Here is a 19,606-nt window from a genome sequence, read left to right as displayed (position 1 = left end):
GCCTTGAGCGCAGCCCCAAAACAGGGCATTCCCCTGGCACCGCCTTTCCCCACGATGCCTGTTGCGCGCGATTTCCGTGCATTGGCACCGCTCTTGCTTTGCATGCATAGCGAAGAAAGCTGCTGCACCTGCAAGACAATTTGAAATAGCCGACTAGGGTTCCGACTCGTTGATACGAGTGGCTGGTCCGAGAGTTGGCGACCTCCAGCGAGGTTACACGGCGGGATAAAAGCCCGGGAGACAGCGTGATTGCACGCAGCTCCTGCGCCATTCCCAACACTGGAGGATTTGCCATGTGCCCGCTCGAAACGGCTTCGCCGTTCTCCGCCCCGCCTTGCACCAAGGCCTCTACTGCACCCAATCCTCACAGTACTGCGCCTGTTGACGCGACCTTCGCCTGGGGTATTTGCCCATGCGTCTGATCAACCGCAACCCTGGACGCAGCGGCTGGCTTGCTCTGGCCATACTGCCCTTCGCCCTGTTGCTGGGGCTCTACCTGACCAGCTCTACCCAGCGCCTGGAGATCAATCCCAACGACAAGCTGCTGCCCAGCTTCGGCCAGATGAGCGCGGCTGTCGAACGCCTCGCCTTCACCCCGGACAAGCGCTCGGGCGACTACCTGTTCTGGCAGGACACCGCCTCGAGTCTCAAGCGCCTCGGTAGCGGGCTGGCCATCGCCGCCGTGGCCGGCCTCTGCCTGGGCGTCGCCGCTGGCACCCTGCCGCTGTTCGGTGCGCCGCTGTCGCCCCTGCTGACCGTGCTGTCGATGGTGCCACCGCTGGCGATCCTGCCGATCCTGTTCATCGTGTTCGGGCTGGGCGAGCTGTCCAAGGTGATGCTGATCGTCATCGGCATCACCCCGATCCTCGCCCGCGACCTCGAGCAGCGTGCTCGCGAGATACCCCGCGAACTGCTGATCAAGGCGCAGACACTCGGCGCCAACACCTGGACGCTGATCCTGCGCCTGGTGTTGCCGCAGCTACTGCCACGCCTGCTCATCAGCCTGCGCCTGGTGCTCGGCTCGGCCTGGCTGTTCCTCATCGCCGCCGAAGCCATTGCCTCCACGGACGGGCTCGGCTACCGCATCTTTCTCGTACGCCGCTACATGGCCATGGACGTGATCCTGCCCTACGTCGCCTGGATCACCCTCCTGGCGTGGGCCATGGATTTCTCGCTGCGGCGCCTGACCCAGCTGCTGTTCCCCTGGTATGAAGGAGCCAAGGCATGAGCGACAGAAAGAGCGCAGCCGTTGCGGGCGGATCCATCGCCCACCTGGAGCACGACGCACCTATAAGCCGCAGCGCAGGCGATGCCAGACCGTTCATCCAGGTCAGGAATGTCTGGCAGCAGTATGGCGACCAGGTGGTGCTGGAGCGCCTGAACCTGAATATCGCCGAAGGTGAGTTCTGCACCCTGGTCGGTGCTTCCGGTTGCGGCAAGTCGACCTTCCTGCGGCTGCTGCTCGGCCAGGAAGCGCCCAGCCGTGGCGAGATCCTGCTGGATGGCCAGCCATTGGCAGACGAACCGGACGCCAGCCGCGGCGTGGTTTTTCAGCGCTACTCGGTATTTCCGCACCTGACGGTGCTGGACAACGTCGCCCTCGGCCTGGAACTGCCGCGCGCCCCGCTGCTGGGTCGTCTGCTCGGACGCCGCAAGCGCGATGCTCGTGAGCAGGCTGCGCAGATGCTGCACAAGGTCGGCCTCGGCCATGCGCTGGACAAGTACCCGGCACAGCTCTCCGGCGGCATGCAACAGCGACTGGCCATCGCCCAGGCGCTGGTGATGAAGCCCCGCGTGCTGTTGCTGGACGAGCCCTTCGGCGCCCTCGACCCCGGCATTCGCAAGGACATGCATGAGCTGCTGCTGGAACTGTGGCGGGAAACCCGGCTGACGGTGTTCATGGTCACCCATGACCTCTCGGAAGGCTTCACCCTCGGCAGCCGCATCCTGGTCTTCGACAAGCCGCGCATCGATCCCCACGCCCCGGGTGCCTATGGCGCACGGGTGACCTACGACATTCCGCTGCACGAGGGCCGCCATGCTCCCGGCGCGTCCGCAGGCCTGCCGACCGCCCTCGCCGACTCTTTTCGCACTGCCTATCAAGGAGCCTGACATGAGTGCTTCACTCGCGATCCGCCCCACGCTGTATGAGGAAACCGTTCCTGGCGGCGGCCACACCTCCTTCATCCTCAAGCGTGGCCAACTGCTGCGTCTGACCGATCTCGAAGGCGGCGCCAACGTCAGCCTGATGCTGCTCAACGCCCAGGAAAAGAGCGAGCGGCTGAACCTGCCGGATACCCTCAAGGGCCAGCACACCGCCAAGCTCACCGCCGGGCATTGCCTGTACTCGGACATGGGGCGCGTACTCGCCGCCATCACGGCCGACACCTGCGGCTGGCACGACAGCTTCGGCGGCGTGCTGAACGCCGATGAAGTCGCCGAGAAGTACGGCATCGGCCGCTATCAGGAACTGCGCAACGGCTTCTTCCGCAATGGCACCGACAACCTGCTGGTGGAAATGGGCAAGTGGAACCTGAACCTGCAGGACCTGCTCATGGTGCTCAATCTGTTCAGTCGCGTGGACGTCACTGCCGACGGCGCCTTCGCCTTCCACCAGGGCCACTCCAAGGCCGGCGATTACATAGAACTGTACGCACCGATGGACACCCTGGTGATCCTCACCGCCCTGCAACATCCGCTGGACCCGAACCCGGCGTACGCGCCCAGGCCGGTCAAGCTGTCCTGGCACAAGGTCGAGAGCGATGGCATCAGCGTGCTCTGCCGCACCTCGCGCCCGGAAAACGGCCGTGCCTTTCACAACACCGAACGCCTGTACATCTGAGGAGGTGGCCGCGATGAGCCTTACCGAAAGCAGCCTGCACCCCGAAACCGCCGCCTTCCGCCATGTGATCCCGGCCGGCGAACCGTACCTGTTCGAAGTCAAGGCCGGACAGACCCTGCGCCTGCTCGATCTCGAAGGCAACCAGGCGGTGGACACCCTGTTCTTCAGCGCGAAAAACCCGCGCGAGCGCTACGACCCGCAGCGCACCCTGCGCCGGCAGAACCGCGTCTACCTCACCACCGGCACGGTGCTCTATTCGAACCTCGGCAATCCGCTTCTGACCATCACCGCCGACACCTGCGGCCGCCATGACACCCTCGGCGGGGCCTGCGCCCAGGAGAGCAACGTGGTGCGCTACGCGCTGGACAAGCGCTACATGCACAGCTGCCGTGACAACTTCCTGCGCGCGAGCCTCAACGACGGTCGCCTGACCAAGCGCGACATTGGCGCCAACATCAACTTCTTCATGAACGTGCCGGTGACGCCCGAAGCAGGCCTGACGTTCGCCGACGGCATCTCCGCGCCAGGCAAGTATGTGGAGCTCAAGGCCGAGCAGGACGTGATCGTGCTGATCTCCAACTGCCCGCAGCTGAACAACCCCTGCAACGGCTGGAACCCGACGCCGGCCGAGGTGTTGGTGTGGAACTGATGCCGCTGTTGCGTCGCTACCTGCTGCCGCTGCTGCAGGCACGCGCCGGGCAGCGACCCCAGCGGCCGGCAACGAAGAAACCCTCCCCAACCACGGACGGCCGTGGCACTGATGAATAAAGGCGGGACGGCCCGCCAGCCCTTCGAGGGTTACTGACCATGTTCGACAAACTGCTGATCGCCAACCGCGGCGCCATTGCCTGCCGCATCCTGCGTACGCTGCGCAACCTGAATGTGAACGGCGTGGCCGTCTACTCCGAGGCCGACGCCGCCAGCCTGCATCTGCAGCAGGCCGACGAGGCCCACAGCCTGGGCGAAGGCCCGGCCACACAGACCTATCTGGACGCGCAGAAGATTCTCCGCATCGCCCGTGAAACCGGCGCGAAAGCCATCCACCCCGGCTACGGGTTTCTTTCCGAGAACGCGGCGTTTGCCGAAGCCTGCGAGGCCGCCGGGATCGCCTTCGTCGGCCCGACGCCGGAACAGCTGCGGGTGTTTGGCCTCAAGCACACCGCCCGCGCCTTGGCCAAACAACGCGGCGTACCGATGCTGGAGGGCACCGAGCTGCTCGACAGCCTCGCCGATGCCCTCGGCGCAGCCGAGCAGGTCGGCTACCCGGTGATGCTCAAAAGCACCGCTGGCGGTGGCGGTATCGGCATGCGCGTGTGCCGCTCGGCGGCGGAGCTCACTGATGCCTTCGACGCGGTCAAGCGTCTGGGGCAGAACAACTTCAGCGATTCGGGCGTGTTCATCGAGAAATACATCGAGCGCGCCCGCCACCTGGAGGTGCAGGTGTTCGGCGACGGCGCCGGCGAAGTCATCGCCTTGGGCGTGCGCGACTGCTCGGTACAGCGGCGCAACCAGAAGGTGCTGGAGGAAACCCCGGCGCCGAACCTGCCGACCGGCATGGCCGAGGCCCTGTGCGAGGCGGCGATCACCCTGGCCAAGGCGGTCAGCTATCGCAGCGCCGGCACCGTGGAGTTCGTCTACGACGCCGAAGCCGAGCGTTTCTACTTCCTCGAGGTGAACACCCGCCTGCAGGTGGAGCACGGCGTCACCGAGCAGGTCTGGGGCGTGGATCTGGTGCGCTGGATGATCGAGCTGGCCGCCGGCGACCTGCCGCCTTTGGCCGAGCTGGTGAAGGGTTTCAAGCCCAGCGGCCACGCGATCCAGGCACGCGTCTACGCCGAAGACCCGGGCCGGGATTTCCAGCCGAGCCCGGGTCTCTTGACCGCCGTGGCCTTCCCGGCCGCCGACGGCAAGAGCCTGCGCATCGACACCTGGGTCGAAGCCGGCTGCGAGATCCCGCCGTATTTCGACCCGATGATCGCCAAGGTCATCAGCTGGGCGCCGAGCCGCGAAGAAGCCCGCGTTGCGCTGGACGCCGCCCTCGGCGACACCCTGCTCTACGGCGTGGAAACCAACCGCGAGTACCTGCGCCAGATCCTCGCCTTCGCCCCCTTCGCCGAGAGCAACCCCTGGACCCGCTGCCTGGAAGGCCTGAGCTACCGGGCAACCACCTTCGAGGTGATCACCGCCGGCACCCAGACCACCGTGCAGGATTTCCCCGGCCGCCTCGGCTACTGGGCGGTGGGCGTGCCGCCGTCCGGCCCGATGGACAGCCGCGCGCTGCGCCTGGGCAACGCCCTGCTGGGCAACCCCGAGGACGCCGCCGGGCTGGAAATCACCATGAGCGGGCCGATCCTGCGCTTCAACACCGATGCGGTGGTGGCGCTGACTGGCGCCGAGATCCCCGTGAAGCTCGATGACGTCGCGCAGCCGATGTGCACCGCCCTTCTGGTCAAGGCTGGTAGCACCCTGACCATCGGCACCATCGCCGGCGCCGGTGCCCGCTCCTACCTGGCCGTGCGCGGCGGCGTGCAGGTGCCGGAGTACCTGGGCAGCAAGAGCACCTTCACCCTCGGCCAGTTCGGCGGCCACGCCGGGCGCGCCCTGCGCGCCGGCGACGTGCTGCACCTGGCACCGCTGAGCGACTCGTCGGCCGGCGCCAGGCTCGCCGCCGAGCTGTGCAGCGCCCTGCCGGCGGTGCGCGAGCTGCGGGTGATCTACGGTCCGCACGGCGCGCCGGAATACTTCACCGAAGGCTATATCGACAAGTTCTTCGCCACCGACTGGGAAGTGCACTTCAACTCCAGCCGCACCGGGGTGCGCCTGATCGGCCCGAAACCCGAGTGGGTGCGCGAGAGCGGCGGCGAGGCCGGCCTGCACCCGTCGAACATCCACGACAACCCCTACGCCATCGGCGCGGTGGACTTCACCGGCGACATGCCGGTGATCCTCGGCCCGGACGGCCCGAGCCTCGGCGGCTTCGTCTGCCCGGTGACCATCATCGAGGCGGATCTGTGGCAGCTCGGCCAGCTCAAGGCCGGCGACAGGGTGCGCTTCGTGCCGGTGGATGTGCTGACCGCACGCCAGCTGGCCAAGGCCGCCGATGCCGAGTGCGCCAGCCTCGCGCCGGCGGCAGTGGTCGCCACGCCGGTGGCGCTGCAGTCGCCCATCGTGCTCGATATCGGTGAAGCGGACAGCCGCCTGGTCGCCCGCCTCTCCGGCGACACCCACCTGTTGCTGGAAATCGGCGCGCCGGAGCTGGACCTGGTACTGCGCTTTCGTGGCCATGCGCTGATGCAGGCCTTGGAAGCCAAGCAGCTCGACGGGGTGATCGATCTAACCCCCGGCATCCGCTCCCTGCAGGTGCACTACCAGCCCGAGACCCTGGCGCTGGAAGATCTGTTGGAGATCGTCGCCGGCCTGTGGGATGCCGTGTGCGCAGCGCAGGATCTGAAGGTGCCCTCGCGCATCGTCCACCTGCCGCTGTCCTGGGACGACCCGGCCTGCCAGTTGGCCATCGAGAAGTACATGACCACAGTGCGCAAGGACGCGCCCTGGTGCCCGAGCAACCTGGAGTTCATCCGCCGCATCAACGACCTGCCGAATCTGCAGGCGGTGTTTCAGACCGTGTTCGACGCCAGCTACCTGGTGATGGGCCTGGGCGACGTCTACCTCGGCGCGCCGGTGGCCACCCCGCTGGACCCGCGCCACCGCCTGGTCACTACCAAGTACAACCCGGCGCGTACCTGGACCGCGGAGAACTCGGTGGGCATCGGCGGCGCCTACATGTGCATCTACGGCATGGAAGGCCCGGGCGGCTACCAGTTCGTCGGCCGCACCCTGCAGATGTGGAACCGCTACCGCGCGGTCGAGGCGTTCGGCGGCCAGCCGTGGCTGTTGCGCTTCTTCGACCAGATCCGCTTCTACCCGGTCTCGGCGGAGGAGCTGGTGAGGATCCGCCGCGATTTCCCGCTGGGCCGCTACCCGCTGAAGATCGAGCACACCGAGCTGCGCCTGTCCGACTACCAGGACTTTCTTGCCGCCGAGGCCGACAGCATCGACGCCTTCCGCCGCCAGCAGCGCGGCGCCTTCGACGCCGAGCGCCAGCGCTGGATCGAATCGGGCCAGGCGCACTTCGAGAGCGAGGAAGTCGCCGCCGACCTCGGCGAGGACGCCCCGCTCGGCGCCGGCCAGCACGGCATCGAAAGCCACATTGCCGGCAACCTCTGGCAGGTGTCGGTGGCGGAGGGCACGCGGGTCGAGGCCGGCGACGTGCTGGTGATCCTCGAGAGCATGAAGATGGAAATTCCGCTCACCGCGCCGGTCGCCGGTGTGGTCAAGGAAGTCCGCGCCCAGCCCGGCTCGCCGGTGCGCGCAGGCCAGCGGGTGGTGGTGATCGAGGAGGCGTGAGGCCCCTCGGCACCCGAAGCAACGTCGGGTGGACAGCGCTTCACCTGTCCACCCACCGGCCCACCGGGCCGACAACGAACATCGCGGTGGAAAAGGCTTTGCCGTTTTCCACCCTACGAGGGACATGAGATGACCACGACTTTTGACCTGCGCCTCGCCACCCTGAGTGCCGCCTACACCGCCGGGGACATCACCCCGCGCCAGCTGATCCTTGGCCTGCGTGACAAGGCCGCCGCGCTCAACGGCGAGTTCAACGCCTTTATCCACCTGCTGAGCGCCGAGGAACTTGAGCCCTACCTGGCCACGCTGGAGAGCAAGACGCCCGCCGAGCTGCCGCTCTACGGCGTGCCCTTCGCCATCAAGGACAACATCGATCTCGCAGGCGTGCCCACCACCGCCGCCTGTCCCGCGTATGCCTGCACACCGGAGACCAGCGCCACCGTCGTCGATCAGCTGCTCGCCCTCGGCGCGGTGCCGCTGGGCAAGACCAACCTCGACCAGTTCGCCACCGGCCTCAACGGCACCCGCTCGCCCTATGGCGAATGCCGCAACTCGGTGCACCCGGACTACCCCTCCGGCGGCTCCAGCGCCGGCTCCTCGCTGGCCGTGGCGCTCGGGCTCTGTTCCTTTGCGCTGGGCACCGACACCGCCGGTTCCGGTCGGGTGCCGGCGGCACTGAACAACCTGGTGGGCCTGAAAGCCAGCAAGGGGCTGATCTCCACCTCCGGCGTTGTCCCGGCCTGCCGTACGCTGGACTGCGTGACCTTCTTCACCGCGACAGCGGCCGAAGCCAGTCAGCTGCTGGCGCTCACCGCCAGGCTCGATCCGCGCGACGAGTACAGCCGCAGCAACCCGCTGTGGAATGACGGCTCGGCCTTCGGCCAGGTGAAGGCCTTCCGCTTCGGCGTGCCGAAAAACCCCGAGTTTCTCGGCTGCCCGGAAAGTCCGGCGCTGTTCGCCGCCACCCTCGAGCACCTCAAGGCCCTCGGCGGCGAGCCGGTGGAGATCGACTTCGCACCGTTCCTTGAAGCTGCACGCCTGCTCTACGAAGGTCCCTGGGTGGCCGAGCGCTACAGCGTAGCCGGCGAGCTCATCGAGCAGCAGCCCGACGCCGTGCTGCCGGTCATCAGGGCGGTACTGGAAAAGGCCCCGGGGACCACGGCGGTCGGGCTGTTCCGCGCGCAATACCGCCTGCAGCAGCTCAAGGCCATCTGCGACCGGATCATGGCTGAAGTCGATTGCGTACTGACCCCGGCCTACCCGCGCCCGGTGACGCTCGCCGAACTTCATGCCGAACCGGTCAAGCGCAATTCGGACCTGGGCTACTACACCAACTTCATGAACATGCTGGACTACGCCGCCGTAGCCGTACCGGCCGCCGTGATGCACAACAGCCTTCCCTGGGGCGTGACGCTGTTCGGGCGCGTGTTCACCGACCAATACCTGCTGAGTCTGGCCGATGCGCTGCAACGCCAGACCGATCTCACCTTGGTCGGCGGCAACGCGATCACCGGACCCGTGCCGCGGAATCCGGCACGCAACGACCGAGCGAACGTGGTGGTCTGCGGTGCGCACCTCGATGGTCTACCGCTGAACTGGCAGCTGCGCCAGCGCGGCGGTCGGCTGCTCGAAGCCACTCAAAGCTCGCCGGATTACAGGCTCTACGCCCTGGCCGGCGGCCCGCTGTTGCGTCCGGGGATGGTGCGCGTCGCCGAGGATGGCGCGGCGATTGCCGTGGAGGTCTGGGACATTCCCAGCAGCGAGCTGGGCTCCTTCCTGACTGGCATTCCCGCGCCGCTGGGCCTGGGCAAGGTGCAGCTGGCGGATGGGCGCTGGGAAACCGGGTTCATCTGCGATGCCTACGGCCTCGACGGCGCCGAAGACATCACCCGCTTTGGCGGCTGGAAAGCCTGGCTGGCCAGCCGCGACTGAAGCACTGCCGCGCAGCTTTCTCCTCTGGTGATCACGACTGTTCAGGCGGCTCGTCCAGCAGCCTTACGGTACTCGCGCCCGGATCCGGCAGGTCCACGCCGGCGTCGCGCAGGGCACGGATGACGCGGATGCGCACCCGCGAGGCAGTCTGCATGAAGTCGGACCGCCTCGAGTCGCACCAGAAGTTGAGCTGGAACGTCAGCCCATCAGCCCGCAGTTCCAGTAACACGACGAGGGGTGGCGGCGTATCGATCACCCCTTCGGTTTCCAGGGCTGCTGCGTTCAACAGCGCCATCACCTGCGCAACCTCGACCCCATACCCCAGATGACACAAAACCTTGGCCCGGCGCACCGGAGCGGCGGTGTTGTTGGTCACCCGCGAGGTGAAGGTTTCGGCATTGGGTACCAGTACGCGGCGACCATCGTAGGTACGGATCTGGGTGGCGCGCAGTTCGATACGTTCGACGGTGCCCTCGGTATCGCCGATGACGATCTGGTCGCCAAGTTTGAACGGCCGCAGCGTGAGGATCAGAAGGCCGCTGACGAAGTTTGAGAGGATGTCCTTGAGCGCAAAGCCGAGCGCCAGACTGGTCAGGCCGAGGCCAGTTGCCAACGTGCTGGGCTCCAGTCCGAAAGCGGTGGCCGCGACGATCAGGCCCAGCAACCAGACGGTGTAGTAGCTGACCTGCTTGATCAGGTTCTCGACCGTACGATCGCGCACCAACCGCTCGGAAATGATCCGGGTCAGCCCCCGCACGCCGGCCGCCAGGGCCCAGAATACGCCGATGACCAGCAGCGAAGCGAGTGCCCGAGGCACGATGCTGACAGCCGCCTCCACCAGCCGTGCGAAGGCGGTATCGACGCTGGCGCGCACATCGGTGACGAAGCGCGCACGCTCCGAGGTGCGACGTGTACTGGCCTGTACCAGTGCGGTCTCCAGCACCGAGGCCCACTCCCGGGCCTGGGCATCCAGCGTCTGACCGTTGGCCTGTGCGTCGTCTTCGAATACCTGCATCAAGGTGCGGCCGGCGACGCTTATCTGCCGTGCATCACCGTTTTCCCCCGCCGGGGCAATGCGCGCCTTGGCAATGCCTTCGGGAACCTCCAGCACGGCCAGCAACTGCCGCTCGATAAGACGGGCCCGCTGGCGCGCCTCCAGCTCGCCGATAGCCCCGATGCGAAAGAGTGCGCGCCCATCCAGGCGCACCGTAGCCAGACCGTCATCGACCTGAGCGCTGACCGGCGGCGGAGACAGCAACGCCAACAATGCAAGCAGCAATGCAAGGGCAGGCGACGAAAAAGCGGTCATGGATGAAAGCGCGAACGGTGGTCTGGATGGATGCGCAACCCCGAGTCGGCCGAAGGACGGCCGCTCAGGGCTCGAGGAGTGGTCAGAAGATCAGCGCGAACAGGCCGAATACGACGATCAGGCCGATGAGAAAGATGATGCCGACGGTGCTTCCGAGAAATTTCAGCATTGCGGTGCTCCCGTTTTTGCGTGGGTTCACTTGTTCCGACTGAGCCTTATCCCCATCGTTCAGGATTTTCCATCAGGTATTGCGCGTCGCCACTCGTCTGCGCGGCACCATTGCAGCGCGCGGAGCCTTTCCGCTGACCTGCATTCGCGCACGCGGCTTGCCTCGCTTGGAAGCGCAAAGCGGGGGCAAGCAGCGCCAGACGTGGCCTAGCGACCATTTCACGGTATCTGGCACGCAACCTGCTCTATCACCCTTGCACGGGATGAGTCGCCTCCGGCACTCATGACGCTTGGCACAATCAGGAGCAACTTCAAGGAGAACTAGGGTTCCGGCTCACAGGGAGTGGGCGCTGGTCCGAGAGTTCTCCGGTCCCAGGGACGGGACTACACGGAGGGATAAAAGCCCGGGAGACGCGATGTCATCCCGTGCCTGTCATTCCAATGTGTAGGGAAATCACGCCATGTCCACACTGCGCTCGCTGAACAAGACCCTCCTCGCCGCCGGCCTGGCCGTCGCGACGTTGTTTTCACCGCTGGCCAGCCAGGCCGCCGAGAAGCTGAAGATCGGCACCGTGGTCTGGGCCGGCTATGGCCCCTTCTATGTCGCCGACAAGCTCGACCTGTTCAAGCCCCACGGCCTGGACGTGGACCTGCAGTTCTTCAACGACCCGGCGCTGATTCCCACCGCCATGGTGAGCCGCGCGCTGGACGGTGGCATGCTCACCTACGATCAGGTAGTGGCCTCGGTCGCCAAGGGCTTGAAGCACCGGGTGGTGATGCCCATCGACTTCTCCAACGGCGGTGACGCCATCGTCGCCGACGCCTCGGTCCAGTCGGTCGCCGACTTCAAGGGCAAGAAGGTCGGCTTCAACCCGCTGTCACCCTCCGACTTCCTGCTGGCCTACGCGCTGCAGCAGAACGGCATGAGCGACAAGGACATCGACGCCGTCAACATGACTCCGGAAGGCATCCCCGGCGCCATGGCATCGGGCAACCTGCCGGTCGGCGTGACCTACGAGCCCAACGTCTCGCAGATCCTCTCCATGGGCGGCGGCGACAAATTCAAGGTGGTCTATTCGTCCAAGGACGCACCAGGGCTGATCACCGACGTGCTGGTCTTCGACGAGGCGGTGATCGCCAAGAAGCCCGCCGCCATCAAGGCGATGATCCAGGGCTATCTCGACGGCCTGGCCTACATGCAGGCGCATCCCGAGGAGTCGGCGAAGATCATCGGCGAGGTGCTCGGCGTCAGCGCCGAAGAAGCCGTCGAGCAGATGGCCGGCGCCTACAACATCCCCCTTGCGGAGATGGGCAAGAGCTTCACCCCAGGCGACGACACCCACTCCTTCCATGGCAGCGGCGCGATCATCGCCAAGCTGCTCAAGGACAACGGGCAGATCCCGACCATCCCGGATTTCAGCCAGACCTACGACGCCCAGTTCACCGAAGCGCTCGCCCAGTAAGCCGACGCCAGGAGGGCCGCGGCCCGCCTGTGCTGGAGAAAAACCATGACTGCCAAACCTCTGTACCGTTACGCCGATGGCCGCCTGCCCAACACGCTGGCGATCCTCTATACCGCGCTCGCCTACGGCGGCGGCCTGGCTCTGCTGTTCGCCGGTAACGGCTGGCTGAACGCACTGGGCACGTTGCTGCTGGCCCACGGCATGATCATCGCCGCCTACCTGATCCACGAATTCGCCCACGGCGCCATCTTCAGCGTGCCCAAGCACAACGAATGGGCCGGCAATGTCTGCAGCTGGCTGTGCGGCAGCTGCTACGCCGAGTTCCAGGACCTGCGCAAGAAGCACATGCGCCACCACGTCGACCGCGCCGACGTGATCACCTTCGACAGCAAGGCCTTCCTCAAGGCACGCCCGCTGTGGTTCCAGAAGCTGGTGCTGGCGCTGGAATGGGCCTATGTGCCGGCGGTGGAACTGATCATGCATTTCTACGTGATCGCCCTTCCCTTCATCACCGACAACGACAAGCACCGCGCCCGGCGCGGCAAGGTCGCCGCGGTGCTGGCCATTCGCACACTGCTCTTTGCCGGGCTCGCGGTGCTCTCGCTGAAGGCCGTGCTGCTCTACGCCGTGGCCTGGATGATCATGCTCAGCGTGCTGCGTTTCGCCGATGCCTATCAGCACACCTACGAGGCCTTCGCCGTGCTGGAGGACGGTGGCAAGCTGCCGGAGGACAAGCGCCGCGACCGCAGCTACGAGCAGCAGAACACCTACAGCAACGTGGTTTCCGAGCGCTGGCCGGCGCTGAACCTGCTGTTGCTCAACTTCTCTTTCCACAACGCCCACCACGAGAAGCCGGTGGCGCCCTGGTACCGCCTGCCCAAGCTGCACGCCGAGCTGTACGGCAGCACCTACAACCAGGTCATTCCGATGCGCAAGCTGCTCGGCAGCTTCCACCGCTACCGCGTACGCCGCGTGCTGGACGATGACTACGGGGTGGTCAGCGAAGGGCCGAACAAGGCCGACAACTTCTACGGCGCCGTGGGCGTCTCGTTCCTGACGGCGGTGTGACATGCACAAGGCATTGGATTACCGAGGCCGTTGCGTGGTTATCACCGGCGCCGCCGGGGGCATCGGCCAGGGCCTGGCGCAGAGCTTCGCCGCTGCCGGCGCGACCCTGGAGCTGCTGGACCGTGACGCCAACGCCCTCGCCCGGCTCGCCGACGAACTCGCTGGCGAGACGCCGCTGCACTGCACCGCACTGGACCTGGGTGATCGCCAGGCGGTGCAGCAGTACGCCGATGACCTCGCCTGCCGCGGCCTCAACGCCGATGTGCTGATCAACAACGCCGGCGTCGAGTACGCCACGCCGCTGGGCGAGTGCAGCTTCGAGGCCGATCAGCGCTGGTCAGCCCTGCTGGAGAACAACGTCGGTTCCATGCAGCGCCTGACCCGCGCATTGCTGCCACGCCTGCGCGCCGGCGCCAGCGTGATCAACCAGGCCTCCATCTGGGGTCTGAAAGGCGTGCCGGGCTTTTCCGCCTATGTCGCCAGCAAGCACGCGGTGGTCGGCCTGACCCGTTCGCTGGCCTGGGAGCTGGGCCCGCGGCGCATCCGGGTGAACGCGGTGTGCCCTGGCTGGATCGGCACCGATGCGGCCATGCGCTCGCTGAAGGTGATGGCGGACGCCAACGGCCGCAGCGACAGCGCCGAGCTCGCGGCGATACTCGCCAACCAGGCCATTCCGGAGCTGCTGACACCGGCCGATCTGGGCGGCACCTTCCTGTTCCTCGGCTCACCGCTGGCCGCCGCCCTGACCGGCCAGGCGCTGTCGGTCAGCCACGGCGAGGTGATGCACTGATGGCTGCCATCTTTACCGGGCAGACCGCTCTGGTCACCGGCGCAGCGACCGGTATCGGCCGCGCCACCGCACTCGCGCTGGCCGCCGAAGGCGCGCGGGTCTGGATCAACCATCGCGATCAACACGACCTGGCGGAACGAGTGCTCGAGCAGATCATCGCCAGCGGCGGCTGCGCCTGGGCCATCGAGGCCGATGTCAGCGATCCGGTTGCGGTGGCGGCGATGTTCGAGACCATCGAGGCACAGGGACCGCTGGATCTGCTGGTCAACAACGCCGGGGTGATCCTGGAAAAGCCCTTTCTCGAAACCAGCGAGGCCGACTGGGCAAGGGTGCTCGGCGTCGACCTTGCCGGCGTCTACCGCTGCTGCCGCCATGCACTGGCACAGATGCAGCCGCGGCGCAGCGGCGCCATCGTCAATGTCGCCTCGGACCTCGGATTTCTCGGCCGCGAACAGTACGCCGCCTACTGCACGGCCAAGGCCGGGGTGATCGGCCTGACCCGCTCACTGGCCCGCGAGTTCGCTGCAGACGGCATCCGCATCAATGGCGTCGCACCCGGCCCCATCGCCACGGCGATGGTCAGCCCGGAGCACATGAGCGACGAGTGGATGGCCAAGGAGCTGGCGATCCCCATGGCGCGCCTGGGCACGCCGGAGGAAGTCGCGGCGGCCATCGTCTTCCTGCTTTCGCCGCAGGCGAGCTATTTCACCGGACAGCTGCTCGGGCCCAACGGCGGCTCCTGGATGGGCGCATGAACAGCCTGATGCCACAGGGCATGCTGATCGGCGGCGCCATCATGTGGGGGCTGGGCTGGCTGCCGCTGCAGTTCTTCGCGGCCCGCGGCCTGGCCGGCATGCCGCTGGTGCTGCTGACCTATTCGCTGCTCAGCCTGTTGGCGTTGCCGGTGCTCTGGCAGCAGCGCCGCCAGTGGGCGAGCCAGTATCGCCAGGTGCTCACCATGGGCCTGTGCGGTGGCTGGGCCACCGCCGCCCTGGTTACCGCCCTGGCGGAGGGCAACGTGGTGCGGGTGATGCTGCTGTTCTACCTGGCGCCAGTGTGGGCGATGGTCGGCGGCTGGCTGCTGCTGGGCGAACGCCTCAGCGGCACGCGGCTGTTCGCCCTGGGGCTGGCGATGCTCGGCATCGGCCTGACCCTCGGCGTCACGGGCGAAGCGCTGGACGCGCCGGGTGCGAACGACTGGCTGGCGCTTTCCGCCGGCCTAGCCTTCAGCCTCAACAACCTCGCCACTCGCGCCGCCGACCGGGTGCCGCTGGCGAGCAAGGCGCTGGTCAGTTTCGTCGGCAGCGCGCTGCTCGGTGGGCTGTTCTGCCTGCTGCTGCGCCAGCCACTTCCGCCCCTGGATCTGACCCTGAGCTGGCAGATCGCTCTGCTCGCCCTCGGCTGGCTGGTCAGCATGGCCGCCGTGCAGTACGGCCTGACTCATCTGGAAGCCGGCCGCGCCGCGGTGCTGGTGGTGTTCGAGTTGATCGCCGCGGTGCTGTCGTCCGCCTGGTTCGGCAGCCACGCCATCGGCCCGAACGAATGGCTCGGCGCCGCCCTGATCACCACCGCCGCGCTGATCGCCGGCTGGCCGGAACGTCCCCTTTCGATCGCGACAAGGAGCACCTGCGCATGACCGTGCACATGGATCAACTGAGCTGGGTCGACTACGAACGCCGCGTGCGCGAAGGCGCCGTGGTCTTTCTGCCCTGCGGCGCCACCGAGCAGCATGGCCCGCACCTGCCGCTGGGCACCGACGCGCTGCTGGCCAGTGCCATCAGCGCGGACGTCGCGGCACGAGTCGGCGGGCTGGTGGCGCCGGCGCTGTCATACGGCTACAAGTCGCAACCAAAATGCGGCGGCGGCCAGCACTTCTGCGGCACCACCAGCCTGGATGGCGCGACCTTGAGCGCCCTGGTGCGCGACGCCGTGCGTGAGTTCCATCGCCACGGTGTGCGCCGCCTGGTGCTGGTGCTCGGCCATTACGAGAACCAGTGGTTCGTCGCCGAGGGCATCCAGCTGGCGCTGCGCGACCTCGGGCCGGACGCCGGGCTGGAGGTGATGCGCCTGGAGCACTGGGATTTCTGCCACGAGCAGACCCTGACCGACATCTTCCCGGAAGGCTTTCCCGGTTTCGCGCTGGAGCATGCCGCGGTGATCGAGACCTCGCTGATGCTGCATTTCCATCCGCAACTGGTCGCGCTGGAGAAGATTCCCGACGACGCCCCGGCCGACTTTCCGCCCTACGACATGTACCCCACCCGTACCGAATGGGTGCCGCCCTCCGGGGTGCTGTCCTCGGCCAGAGGCTCCAGCGCGGCGAAAGGCCAGCGGCTGGCCCACGACATCGTCGAAGGCATCGCCGCCGCGGTGTGCAAGGAGTTTGCGCTGTGAGCCTGACGACGAACCCGCTGTTCCTCGAGCATACGGCGTTGCTGGTGATCGACATGCAGCGCGACTTCTGCGCGCTGGGCGGATACGCCGACCAGGCCGGCATGGACGTCAGCCGCCTGCGCGCGCCGATCCCGGCGATCCAGGCACTGCTGGATCGCGCGCGCGGCGTGGGCATGCTGGTGGTGCACACCCGTGAAGGCCATCGACCGGATCTTTCCGACCTGCCCGAGCCCAAACGCCGCCGCGCCCAGGCCACCGGCGCTGCCATCGGCAGCCCAGGCCCCCTCGGCCGCCTGCTGGTGCGCGGCGAATTCGGTCATGACCTGATCGACGAGCTGCAACCGCGCGCCGACGAGCCGGTGATCGACAAGCCGGGCTACAGCGCTTTCGCCCATACCGATCTCGAACTGATCCTGCGCCGTCGCGGTATCGAACGGCTGATCCTGACCGGCGTGACCACCGAGGTCTGCGTGGCCTCGACGCTGCGCCAGGCCATCGACCTTGGCTTCGACTGCCTGACCGTCCGCGATGCCTGCGCCTCGTCCGACCCGCAACTGCATGCGGCTGCACTGGCGATGATCGAGGTGGAAGGCGGCCTGTTCGGCAGCGTGATCGACAGCCATCGGCTGCTGAGCCAGCTGGATGTATCGCCATGACTTCTCAGCCTGATCGCGTCCGAAGCACGCTATTTGCGGAGCATTACCCATGAAAACCGTTCCCGATGCCTATCTCGGCGTCTGGCGCCGCCGCCTGCTGACCACCACGGCCGGCCTGCGCGACGAAACCAGCGAAGTCTACTGGCTGCAGACCGCCCGTCTGCACGCCGATATCCGCCTGCCGCGACCACAGACACTGCCGCCAGCCGCCTCGCTTGAAACCTGCAGCCATGCCCAGCAGCTGGCGCTGAGCGAACAGGCCGGCTTTGCCGGCATCACCGAGGTCAACGGCGATATCTGCCAGTGGCATCGCCTGATCGACTTCCAGCCGCCGGGCGGGCCTGCGGACATCGGCCTGATGCGCTTCGAGAACCCGGAACGGCTACTGGAAGACGGGCTGGACGGCAGCTATCACGAGATCTGGCAGCGCCTGCCGGAATCGCAGGGGCGCAACTGGGGGATCTGGCTGCGCGCGGCGGAGCAGCCAGCCCGCCAGGCCTGCCTGCTGGTAGCGGGCGACTACTTCCTGTTCGCCGCCGAGCGGCCGATTCTGCTGCCGGCCAGCTCGGGGCATCTGCGTGACCAGCTGGCCGCCGTCGGCCCCGCGCTGCGGCCGCAGCTGCTGGCCTGCGAGCTGTCCTTCGGCCGCCACCGCAACGGCGCCACACCCTGGCAGATCACCCATTCGACGCTGCCCGGCCGCGTCGGCGACGCTCTGCTGTCGAGCTACTGGAACTTCGCCGACCCCGCCAGTCTGCCCGCCGCGGACCTCGCCGCGCTGGGCCGTTATCCGGCGGCCGGCGGCTGGCAACGCGTCGAACTGGATGTGCCTACCGCTACAGAGGAGGTTCCCGCATGACCGCACAGATCAGCATTCTCTCCGCTGCCCCCGCCGCTCAACAACGACACACCACAGCACCCGCCGTACAGGCCGAACCGGTGGTGAGCAAAGGCAATTTCTGGCGCATTCGCGGCGAACTCTCGCGGCGCAGCGCCTGGCTGCTCACCGGCGCCGGGCTGAGCCTGCCCTTCGTCGTCTGGTGGCTGTGGACCGCCCTTGGTCTGGCCGACCCGATGTTCATGCCCAGCCCCGGCGCAGTGCTCGAGCGCATCGGCCGCTGGTGGACCAGCGAGGGGCTGCTGGGAGACATCGGCATCAGCGTCTGGCGGGTCATGGCCGGCTTCGGCGCCTCGGCACTGATCGCCCTGCCGCTGGGGCTGTACATCGGCACGTACCGGCCGGTGCAGGCCTTTCTCGAACCGCTCACCGACTTCATCCGCTATATGCCGGCCGTGGCCTTCATTCCGCTGGTGATGCTCTGGGTCGGCATCGACGAAGGCTCCAAGGTGCTGATCATCTTCATCGGCACCTTTTTCCAGATGGTGCTGATGGTCGCCGAAGACGTGCGCCGCGTACCCATGGCGCAGATCGAGGCGGCGCAGACCATGGGCGCCAACCGCAGCGAGATCGTCAAGCTGGTGATCCTGCCGTCGGCCAAGCCGGCGCTGCTCGACACCCTGCGCATCACCTGCGGCTGGGCCTGGACCTACCTGGTGGTGGCCGAACTGGTCGCGGCCAACTCCGGCCTCGGCTACGCCATTCTCAAGGCGCAGCGCTACATGCACACCGACAAGATCTTCGCCGGCATCCTGCTGATCGGTCTGATCGGCCTGCTCACCGATCAGGCCTTCCGCTGGTTGCACCGCCGCGCCTTTCCCTGGATGAGGAAATGACCATGTCCGATGCCAAGATTCGTATACGCCAGGTCGGCAAGACCTTTGTCAGCGAGCGCCGTGAGGTGCAGGCGCTGCAGTCGATCGATCTGGATATCCAGCCCAACGAGTTCGTCACCTTCGTCGGCGCCTCGGGCTGCGGAAAATCCACGCTGCTGCGCATCATCGCCGGGCTGGAAACGCTGAGCCACGGCGAGATCCTGCTCGACGGCAAGCCCATCGACGGCCCTGGCGTCGACCGCGCCATGGTCTTCCAGCACTACAGCCTCTACCCCTGGCTGACGGTGATGCAGAACATCAAGTTCTGCCGCCAGCTCAAGGTGATCGGCGACACCGTGCGCCACGATGGAGACGTGGAGTCCGCCGCCGGCCGCGCCGATGCCCTGCTCAACCTGATGGGTCTGACGCGCTTCGCCGATGCCTACCCCAGCCAGCTCTCCGGCGGCATGCAGCAACGCGTTGCCATTGCCCGCGCCCTGCTGCCCAAACCCGCGACACTGCTGATGGACGAGCCGTTCGGCGCGCTGGATGCGCAAACCCGCGAAGTCATGCACGACCTGATCCGTCACGTGCACCGGCTGGAGAAGAGCACCATCCTGTTCGTCACCCACGATGTCGAAGAAGCCATCTATCTGGGCAGCCGCATCGTGCTGATGGCGCCCCGCCCCGGGCGCATCGATTCCATCTACGAGGTGCCGCTGCCGGCCCAGCGCCACCAGGATATGAAGCTCGCGCCGGAATTCACCGAGCTCAAGCGCGAGATCCTCGCCCGCATCCGCGAAACCTCCGGCATGCAGACCGACCTCGAGCAGCTGGCCAAACTCAGCGCCGTGGCCGGCTGAA

18 protein-coding genes and 2 riboswitches are annotated in these 19,606 nt (G+C 66.9%); of the genes, 16 read left to right on the top strand and 2 right to left on the bottom strand.

Annotated elements, in window-relative coordinates; translation table 11 throughout:
• Positions 1-142: 142 nt before the first annotated feature.
• A riboswitch (guanidine-I (ykkC/yxkD leader) is annotated at positions 143-242 on the top strand.
• Between the two features lie 170 nt (positions 243-412).
• The 6 genes from ACX1DW_RS06460 (at position 413) to atzF (ending at position 9,181) form a co-directional block, all read left to right on the top strand.
• A complete protein-coding gene (locus tag ACX1DW_RS06460; RefSeq protein ID WP_458993039.1) occupies positions 413-1,228 on the top strand; it encodes an ABC transporter permease in 816 nt (271 codons plus the stop codon).
• Positions 1,225-2,112, top strand: a complete 888-nt coding sequence (locus ACX1DW_RS06455) for an ABC transporter ATP-binding protein (RefSeq protein WP_095460079.1) — start codon at positions 1,225-1,227, stop codon at positions 2,110-2,112. The genes ACX1DW_RS06460 and ACX1DW_RS06455 overlap by 4 nt, the downstream gene beginning before the upstream one ends.
• 1 nt (position 2,113) lies before the next feature.
• Complete coding sequence (locus ACX1DW_RS06450; protein ID WP_458993038.1) at positions 2,114-2,842, top strand: urea amidolyase associated protein UAAP1; 729 nt, start codon at positions 2,114-2,116, stop codon at positions 2,840-2,842.
• Positions 2,843-2,855: 13 nt separating this feature from the next.
• Positions 2,856-3,491: an urea amidolyase associated protein UAAP2 gene (locus ACX1DW_RS06445; RefSeq protein WP_458993037.1), complete on the top strand. Its 636-nt coding sequence runs from the start codon at positions 2,856-2,858 to the stop codon at positions 3,489-3,491.
• Positions 3,492-3,649: 158 nt separating this feature from the next.
• Entirely contained in the window at positions 3,650-7,249 is a 3,600-nt protein-coding gene (gene uca, locus ACX1DW_RS06440) for an urea carboxylase (RefSeq protein WP_458993036.1), read from the top strand.
• A gap of 129 nt (positions 7,250-7,378) precedes the next feature.
• Positions 7,379-9,181 carry an allophanate hydrolase gene (gene atzF, locus ACX1DW_RS06435; protein ID WP_458993035.1) on the top strand — a complete coding sequence of 601 codons (1,803 nt, stop codon included), beginning with the start codon at positions 7,379-7,381 and terminating at the stop codon, positions 9,179-9,181.
• A 31-nt stretch (positions 9,182-9,212) separates the two neighbouring features.
• Here the strand turns inward: atzF and ACX1DW_RS06430 are convergent, their stop codons facing one another.
• Entirely contained in the window at positions 9,213-10,490 is a 1,278-nt protein-coding gene (locus ACX1DW_RS06430) for a mechanosensitive ion channel family protein (protein ID WP_458993034.1), read from the bottom strand.
• An 82-nt stretch (positions 10,491-10,572) separates the two neighbouring features.
• A complete protein-coding gene (locus tag ACX1DW_RS06425; RefSeq protein WP_442807055.1) occupies positions 10,573-10,689 on the bottom strand; it encodes a small membrane protein YohP in 117 nt (38 codons plus the stop codon).
• 279 nt (positions 10,690-10,968) lie between these two features.
• Positions 10,969-11,071: riboswitch (guanidine-I (ykkC/yxkD leader) on the top strand.
• A 48-nt stretch (positions 11,072-11,119) separates the two neighbouring features.
• Here ACX1DW_RS06425 and ACX1DW_RS06420 point away from each other — a divergent pair.
• From ACX1DW_RS06420 to ACX1DW_RS06375, 10 genes are read left to right on the top strand one after another with little or no spacing between them, the layout of a single operon-like run.
• On the top strand, positions 11,120-12,121 hold the full coding sequence (locus ACX1DW_RS06420) for an ABC transporter substrate-binding protein (RefSeq protein ID WP_458993033.1): 1,002 nt from the start codon (positions 11,120-11,122) through the stop codon (positions 12,119-12,121).
• Positions 12,122-12,166: 45 nt separating this feature from the next.
• Positions 12,167-13,189 (top strand): fatty acid desaturase family protein, encoded by a 1,023-nt coding sequence (locus ACX1DW_RS06415; RefSeq protein ID WP_014596628.1) that lies wholly within the window; start codon positions 12,167-12,169, stop codon positions 13,187-13,189.
• 1 nt (position 13,190) lies between these two features.
• The gene (locus ACX1DW_RS06410) at positions 13,191-13,979 is read left to right on the top strand and encodes an SDR family NAD(P)-dependent oxidoreductase (RefSeq protein ID WP_458993032.1); all 789 of its coding nucleotides are present in this window, start codon (positions 13,191-13,193) and stop codon (positions 13,977-13,979) included.
• Entirely contained in the window at positions 13,979-14,734 is a 756-nt protein-coding gene (locus ACX1DW_RS06405; protein ID WP_458993031.1) for an SDR family NAD(P)-dependent oxidoreductase, read from the top strand. The genes ACX1DW_RS06410 and ACX1DW_RS06405 overlap by 1 nt, the downstream gene beginning before the upstream one ends.
• Positions 14,731-15,615, top strand: a complete 885-nt coding sequence (locus tag ACX1DW_RS06400; RefSeq protein ID WP_049325293.1) for a DMT family transporter — start codon at positions 14,731-14,733, stop codon at positions 15,613-15,615. Before ACX1DW_RS06405 ends, ACX1DW_RS06400 begins: the two co-directional genes overlap by 4 nt.
• Positions 15,612-16,373, top strand: a complete 762-nt coding sequence (locus ACX1DW_RS06395) for a creatininase (RefSeq protein WP_013982704.1) — start codon at positions 15,612-15,614, stop codon at positions 16,371-16,373. Before ACX1DW_RS06400 ends, ACX1DW_RS06395 begins: the two co-directional genes overlap by 4 nt.
• Positions 16,370-17,029 (top strand): cysteine hydrolase family protein, encoded by a 660-nt coding sequence (locus ACX1DW_RS06390; RefSeq protein ID WP_458993030.1) that lies wholly within the window; start codon positions 16,370-16,372, stop codon positions 17,027-17,029. Before ACX1DW_RS06395 ends, ACX1DW_RS06390 begins: the two co-directional genes overlap by 4 nt.
• A gap of 49 nt (positions 17,030-17,078) precedes the next feature.
• Positions 17,079-17,888, top strand: a complete 810-nt coding sequence (locus ACX1DW_RS06385) for a hypothetical protein (RefSeq protein WP_084899237.1) — start codon at positions 17,079-17,081, stop codon at positions 17,886-17,888.
• Positions 17,885-18,763, top strand: coding sequence for an ABC transporter permease (locus ACX1DW_RS06380; protein ID WP_458993029.1), 879 nt, complete (start codon positions 17,885-17,887; stop codon positions 18,761-18,763). The genes ACX1DW_RS06385 and ACX1DW_RS06380 overlap by 4 nt, the downstream gene beginning before the upstream one ends.
• A gap of 2 nt (positions 18,764-18,765) precedes the next feature.
• Complete coding sequence (locus ACX1DW_RS06375; protein WP_458993028.1) at positions 18,766-19,605, top strand: ABC transporter ATP-binding protein; 840 nt, start codon at positions 18,766-18,768, stop codon at positions 19,603-19,605.
• Position 19,606 lies beyond the last annotated feature (1 nt).

The organism is Stutzerimonas sp. KH-1, from assembly GCF_054483855.1.
The sequence above is the reverse complement of the archived record's forward strand: the minus strand, read 5'-3'. Positions and strand labels throughout refer to the sequence as shown.